General features: G+C 59.3%; 4 protein-coding genes. 1 reads left to right on the top strand and 3 read right to left on the bottom strand.

Going from position 1 to position 6000, the window contains the following annotated elements; all coding sequences use genetic code 11:
* Positions 1-139: 139 nt before the first annotated feature.
* Positions 140-1393 carry an IS256 family transposase gene (locus H9S92_RS11695; protein ID WP_187465088.1) on the bottom strand — a complete coding sequence of 418 codons (1254 nt, stop codon included), beginning with the start codon at positions 1391-1393 and terminating at the stop codon, positions 140-142.
* A 216-nt stretch (positions 1394-1609) separates the two neighbouring features.
* Complete coding sequence (locus tag H9S92_RS11690; RefSeq protein WP_187466905.1) at positions 1610-2695, bottom strand: alpha/beta hydrolase; 1086 nt, start codon at positions 2693-2695, stop codon at positions 1610-1612.
* Positions 2696-2946: 251 nt separating this feature from the next.
* On the opposite strand from H9S92_RS11690, the gene H9S92_RS11685 reads away from it, so the two are divergent.
* Positions 2947-4725 carry a S8 family peptidase gene (locus H9S92_RS11685; RefSeq protein ID WP_187466901.1) on the top strand — a complete coding sequence of 593 codons (1779 nt, stop codon included), beginning with the start codon at positions 2947-2949 and terminating at the stop codon, positions 4723-4725.
* 183 nt (positions 4726-4908) lie between these two features.
* Here the strand turns inward: H9S92_RS11685 and H9S92_RS11680 are convergent, their stop codons facing one another.
* Positions 4909-5853, bottom strand: coding sequence for a polysaccharide deacetylase family protein (locus H9S92_RS11680; protein ID WP_187466900.1), 945 nt, complete (start codon positions 5851-5853; stop codon positions 4909-4911).
* Between the last annotated feature and the right edge of the window lie 147 nt (positions 5854-6000).

The raw sequence follows: 6000 nt of genomic DNA, 5'->3' as shown, positions 1-6000 counted from the left end.
GGGATAGTTCAATTAAGTGTGTCTGGGTTAGTTATTACTCTATCGCAAGGCGTAGCCTTGCGACGAGCGCGCGATCCGCGCCGCACAGTCGGAGGCCGAAGGCCGGAGACTGCGCGGCGCGGATCGCGCGCTGCCATTTTTAGCTTGGCCCCATGTGCTTGGTTACCCGATCCCCATACAGCTTAACCAGATCGCGCTGGATGGCCTTCCAGCCATACGCCTGTTTGCGCCACGACTTCTCGTTATGCATTAGGCTCAGGTACACCTGCTTCATCAAGGCCGTATCTGATGCCCAGGCAGCCTTGCCCTTGATGAGTTTACGGATGATTCGGTGGACGGCTTCCACGGGGTTGGTCGTATAGATCATTCGACGTAGGGCTATCGGGAAGTCTAGGAAGGCCATCAGCTCATCCCAATCACGACGCCAACTGACGACGATACTGCTGTACTTGTGACCCCACTCTACCTCAAAAGCCTCTAGGGCTGTTGCTGCTGCCTCCTGAGTGTCCGCCTTGTAAACCGCCTTCAAACCTCTTACCACCGCCTTCATGTCCTTGTCATCTACGAAGCGCGTGGTGTTGCGCATCTTATGCACCAGGCACTTCTGGACCACCGTGGCCGGGAAGACATCATTCATCGCCTCACTAAAGCCCGTCAAGTCATCCGTGCAGAAGACTAAAACGTCCTCGACGCCACGAAACTTTAAGTCCTCAAGTACCAGTCCCCATTGGTTAGCACCCTCATTTTCAGACATATACATGCCCAATAGGTCCCGATTACCGTGACCGTCAACAGAGTAAACAGTGTAGAACGCACGGCTGGAGTACTTGCCCTCGTGGCGGACTTTGAAATGGATCGCATCCATGTAAATTACGGCATAGAACTCTAAAAGTCGGCGGTTACGCCACTCTTGAATGACTGGAAGTACCTGGTCCGTAATGGCCGATATCTTGCCCGCCGAAATGTCCACCCCAAACATCGTCTGGAGCAACCGCTTAATGTCCTCAACCGAATTACCCTGCGCATACAGAGCTAGTATCTGCGTGTCCAAACCACTCGATAGCTCTCGCTCTCGCTTGGGTACTAGCTGGGGCTCAAAGGTCCCCTGCCGGTCCCGCGGCGTACGGATCGACAAGGGGCCAGCTTCGGAAAGAATCGTCTTGTCGGTGTAGCCGTTACGCTTGTTCTCCTCCCCTTGGGCTCTCGTCTCAGCAACATGGCCTAGGACCTCGCCGTCCAGGGCGGCATTAACCATCGTCTGGAGCAGATGAGCAAACGGGCTACCTTGCTCTAGTAGGGGTTTACGCGAGTAAAGCTGCTCGTGCATCTGCCGGAACTGCTCAGGATCGCTGAACAACTCTTCCAGCGTGGGATTTTTACTTTTCTTTGCCATAAATCACGAATCTAAGTTGTGTGAATGTAGACACACTTAGATGAACAGTCTCTTCAGTAGACACACTCAAGCTGAACAGTCTCCAACCTCCCTTAATTCGCTCATTAGCTGCTTTGCTGCCTACGGCGGTCACGTTAGCCTGCCTCGTGCGGTAGCCTGCCCAGTGCGGTAGCCCATTCACTCATCCACTCATTCACGCATTCGCTCATTCACACATTAACCAAAGAACAACCACTCCACCGCCTTCGGAAACTCCTGCCCCCAGCGGGCCTCGTTGTGTTGACCGTGGGGGTCGATTTCGGTGCGGAACATTACCTGCCCGGCGAGCGTGCGCGCCTCCAGCTCTTCCCGGAAGCGCCGCAGATTGGGGACCATCGTAGCACTCTCGGCCTCCCCGCCGTAGAGGTAAATCCGGCCCCGGAACTTGTGCGTCAGCTTCGTCTGGTCGAAAGGTATGGACGGCGTCACCCAAAGGGAAGGACTGAAAATCATCAGCCGGTCGTACACCTGCGGGTAAAGAATGCCCGCGTAAATGCTGATGAGCCCGCCGAGGGAACTGCCGCCAATGCCCGTGTACTCCGCCTCCGGCCGCGTCCGGAAATGCTGGTCGATGTACGGCTTGAGGGTTTGAGCCAGAAAGCGGCAGTACTCGCGGCCGTCGCCCAGGCCCAACCGAGTCTTAAAGCCCGGGGTAAATTCCACCACCCGCTTGTCATCCGCGTGGTCAATGCCCACCACGATGAGGTCGCCCAGCCCCCGCGCGGCCAGGGCGGCCAGGCGCTTATCCACGCCCCAGTACCCGTAGGGCGCGTTTTCGTCGAAGAGGTTCTGCCCGTCCTGGAGGTAGAGCACCGGGTAGCGCTTATCGCTGGTGTAGTAATCGTGGGGCAGCAGGGCAGCTACGCGGCGGGTGCGGATCAGTTCGGGAATCTCAAAAGATTCGTTGATGACCACTATTTTCGGCAACAAGGCCGGGTTGAAGTGCAGCCCGGGGCTGGCCCACCGCGCCACGCGGTCGGGCTGCGACCAATCCGACCCCGCGACGGCCCGCCGGTGGTTGTGGGCGCTCTCGCCGTGCGGACCCAACTCTACGGCCTCCCAGCCGCCGCGGGTGTACTTGTACTCCAAAAAGGCCAGGTCTTCGGGTAAATCGAAGTCGTAAACAAAATGCCCGGTTTCCCCGCCGGGCCGCAGGCAGTAGCGCTCGTCGGCAACCTGCCAGTTGTTGAAGTTCCCGGCCACGTAGATCGGGCGGTCGTCAAGGTGGGTATCTGTAATGAGCCGGAGGGTCCGTTGGGGCATCGTCAAGTGCGGGGTATTCGAGGGCGCAAGTTCGGGGCTTCTCCCTCCCCCTGCAAGTCCGGTGTGGGCACAAAATCCACGGCCCAACCCAGCACACCCCGCAGTTTCGGCCCCAGAAAGTTTTGCCGGCTTGCGGCCCCTAAAAAAGTCGCGTATTTTCGTAACGCATTCATCCCTCCCGTCATCCAGCGGTGCAAGCCTTTCTTCCGTGGGCTTCCTATCCCCCTTCACCGCTCTCAACACATAATACTATGCGCATTTCCAAACTCTTTTACCTCGCCCTCCTGTGCGTCATCCTGGGCTGGTCCGCCTGTGAAGACGATGACGATGTCCCCGTCAGCTGCAACTTCGATATTCCCACCGTTCGCCCCAGCAACTCCTGCGAACCGGCCCTGGTCACCTTCGGCAAACTCGATGCCCCCGTCAACAGCTCCGGCCCCGCCCTGCCCGCCGACTGCGGCGTGGACAATGGCCTCACCCGCACCGCCCAGCTCAGCAAAGGGCCTAACGACAACACCCTGCAACTTCAGGTCTACAACGGCACCCGCGGCATCCTCTACCTCCAAGTGTTTGGCACCTTCGCCTGCGACGAAAACTACCAGACCATCCTCCCCTGCACGCCCATTACGGCGGCGGCGGAGCTTATCCCTCTCAATAACCTCGCCCAGTACAGCGAAGTCTTCGTGCGCCTCGACTTCACCGACGAATCCGGCAACCCCATGCGCGCCGAAGCCGCCGACTTCGTTTCCCTGGCCACCAGCCCCCAAATCACCACGGGAAGAACCATCAAATACGGCGGCACCAACGGCGATTTTCCCGGCCAGCGCATCACTGCCTCCTGCAACGGTCGCAGCTTCCAGCGCCTCATCCTCTTCACCTGCGACCCCTCCGCCGATCTCGCCGCCTGGGTCAACGAAACGGGACTCAACGCCAGCGAAAGCTACCAGGGCCGGGGCGGCCAGGCAACCGCCGTGGACGTGCCCCCCGGCCTCGACCCCAACACCGTCGGGCCTGCCGTTTCCCAGAAACGCCTGGACCGCAACGAAGACGACTTCATCGTCGAAGAAGACTTCATCATTACCGTCCCCGGCCCCTCCAGTGGCGGCTTGATCGACTTCGGCCAGTTCGAAGGCCGTGAACCCAACGAGGTCTACGATTGCCTCCTCTACGAACCCGGTAACCCTTCTACCCAAGACCGCGGCAAGCAAATGATCGTCACGATGATCGATAGCGGCGTAGAACTGGGGGGCAACTGGGACCGCGAGTGGGAGCGCCACGTCAACCAATCCACCCAAGACCAGTTCCTGGGCCTCAATCGCCTGGGCTACGACTTCTTCTACGGCGACCCCGAACCCGAAGACAACATCGGCCACGGCACCAACACCACCGGCGCACTCATCGGCAATTACTCCGGAGATCTCCCCCTGACGGTGGTCAACTACAAAGTCTTCGGCGCCGAAGGCCTCTCTACCTACTACGGTGCCCTGGTGGCCCTGTTCAGCGCCGTAGACATCGGCAGCAACGTCATCAACTGCAGCTGGGGCTACGTAGACAATGTCACCCCGCGGGCCATGGAATGTGCCATCCGCTACGCCGGAGACAATAAAGTCGTCGTAGTCACTTCCGCCGGCAACGACGCCAACGACATCAGTCTTTCCAGCGCCCCCCAGTGGCCCGCCAGCTTCGGCGAACGCTACCAACACGTCATCTCCGTGGCCTCCTACCAGTTTGAAGCCCCCGAAATTACTGACGCACCTTACGTCTCGGCCTTCTCCAACTTCGGCGACCCCGCCGTGCGCGTAGCGGCCTACCTGACCGCCAAAACACCCGGCTACGGCCTGACCGATTTCAACTTCAAGGCCGGAACGTCCATCTCCGCTCCCGTAGTTGCTAGTGAGATAGCCAATTCCCTGGCCAATACCGGTGCTTTGAACGATTACCAAAACCTCCTGCGCAACTCCACCAATTTCTTCCAGCCCATCTTCCGCCGGCAATACCTGCCGATTTGCCTCCGCACGGAGCCGAACTAGTGCTTTAACCTCTTCTTTTACATCCAGGGTTGTGGGGAACGTTCATTCCCCACAACCCTTTTTTTATGGCTTTCCCCTTCGAGGCAACTCACCTTTGAGGGATGGGGCCTCCCACTGCTCCTTCAACCTTCTCCCCCCTTCGGGGGGTCGGGGGGGAGCACCTGCGGCCGCGCCCCTATTACGTCATTTCCTTGCGGCCCAGCGCTGCGCCAGTTCCCGCCAGGTGATGAGGCTTATTTTCTCGTCGCGCAGGATGTTGAGAAAGTCTTCGCTAGTAAAAAAATTGAAATCCTGCTGCCTCCAGCGGTTGCCCCAGCCTTCCACGCCGCCGGCCATGCCCGCCGACTCTGCGCCGTCGAGGGCGGTGTGGATCAGCAACACACTGACGCCGGGGTCAAGTTTCGCCAGCACGCCCCGGTAGTAATTGTCGAGACCTAGCGCGTAATCGGGCGTACCCGCCGTGTAAATGTGGTCAATCACCAGGTCTTCGGGCGTCATCATTTGCGCCCATTCCGGCCCGATTTCCAGGATTTCGTGGCGCGATACCATGGCCGGCACGCCGTATTCCCGGGCGACTTTAAGGTAGCGGGCGAAGAACTGCGGGTAATAAACCAGGCAGCCCATGTGGGAATCGAGGTGGGTGGGCTCCAGGCCAAGGCTGCGCGCCCGCTCAATTTGGGCGCGGATTTCCCGCTCGACCTCCTCGGGGTCGGCATTTTCGGCCATCAAGTCGCAGAGGGGCTTCAGATAGCCGCTGCTGTCGAGCAAACTCGCTACCTGATCGGCGGGGGCCACACTGCCCCAGCGCAGCAGCCGCCATTCGCTGGTCAGCACCAGGTGCATCCCCAGGTCGTGTTCCGGGTTGGCGCGCGCCCATTCGGCCACTTCGGGCAGCCAGGGGCAGTTGGCCATCACGCTGGCGGAACTGACGCTGCCTTTTTCCAGGGCCGCCAGGCTGGCCGTGTTGGTCGCATGGGTCACCCCCAGATCGTCGGCGTGGACGATGAGCAACTTGGTATCCGCCGGATAGCCCAGGCGCTCGGCCAGGTTAGGCGTGGCTTGTTGGGCGCTGACGCAGGTGCCAAGAAAAAACAAAGGAGCCAGGAAAGTCAGGCGAAAGTTGTGCATGATCGGAAAGTTTGAACGGGCAGTAAAATACCACCGCTCTCCGAGAAAAAGCGGGGAAACAGCTTATGCTTACGCTGCGTTTCCACTAATGGCACGAAGCACGCCTTAATAACCAGGGAGCAACCTGCTGAAGTCGTAAATCGTTAT

The organism is Neolewinella lacunae (assembly GCF_014349155.1).
In the GTDB taxonomy this organism is placed as follows: domain Bacteria; phylum Bacteroidota; class Bacteroidia; order Chitinophagales; family Saprospiraceae; genus Neolewinella; species Neolewinella lacunae.
This window is presented reverse-complemented; position numbering and strand designations above follow the sequence as displayed.

What these genes read in the sequence shown, in the direction of transcription:
- H9S92_RS11690 (WP_187466905.1), bottom strand. Translation starts at nt 2,695, where the DNA reads ATGCCCCAACGGACCCTCCGGCTCATTACAGATACCCACCTTGACGAC.
- H9S92_RS11685 (WP_187466901.1), top strand. Translation starts at nt 2,947, where the DNA reads ATGCGCATTTCCAAACTCTTTTACCTCGCCCTCCTGTGCGTCATCCTG.
- H9S92_RS11680 (WP_187466900.1), bottom strand. Translation starts at nt 5,853, where the DNA reads ATGCACAACTTTCGCCTGACTTTCCTGGCTCCTTTGTTTTTTCTTGGC.
- H9S92_RS11695 (WP_187465088.1), bottom strand. Translation starts at nt 1,393, where the DNA reads ATGGCAAAGAAAAGTAAAAATCCCACGCTGGAAGAGTTGTTCAGCGAT.